The 297-nt window shown below is 81.1% G+C and carries 1 protein-coding gene; it reads left to right on the top strand.

Annotation, left to right across the window (positions count from 1 at the left end; genetic code table 11):
* On the top strand, positions 1-297 hold a 297-nt coding region (locus VR45_RS36035; protein WP_045944141.1), incomplete at both ends, for a hypothetical protein.

Here is a 297-nt window from a genome sequence, read left to right as displayed (position 1 = left end):
CCGCTGGCCGGGGTGGTGCATCTCGCGGGCGCCGAGGCGGCGGCCGGCGCGGCAGACGGTACGGCGGACGGCGGTGGGCCGGAGGAGGCCGAGGACGACCCGCTGGGCGCCGCCGGCCCGGCCGCCGACGCCTGGCGGCTCCATCTCGCCACCACCGGAAGGCCGTTGGACTTCCTGGTGCTGTCCGACCCGGCCTCCGCACCCGGCCGGGGGACGGCGCTCGGCGCCTGCCTGGACGCGCTCGCCGGGCACCGCAGGGCCGTCGGCCTGCCCGCGCTGAGCGTGGACGGCGCGGGA

It is taken from the genome of Streptomyces sp. NRRL S-495 (genome assembly GCF_000966955.1).
GTDB classification, from domain to species: domain Bacteria; phylum Actinomycetota; class Actinomycetes; order Streptomycetales; family Streptomycetaceae; genus Kitasatospora; species Kitasatospora purpeofusca.
The sequence above is the reverse complement of the archived record's forward strand: the minus strand, read 5'-3'. Positions and strand labels throughout refer to the sequence as shown.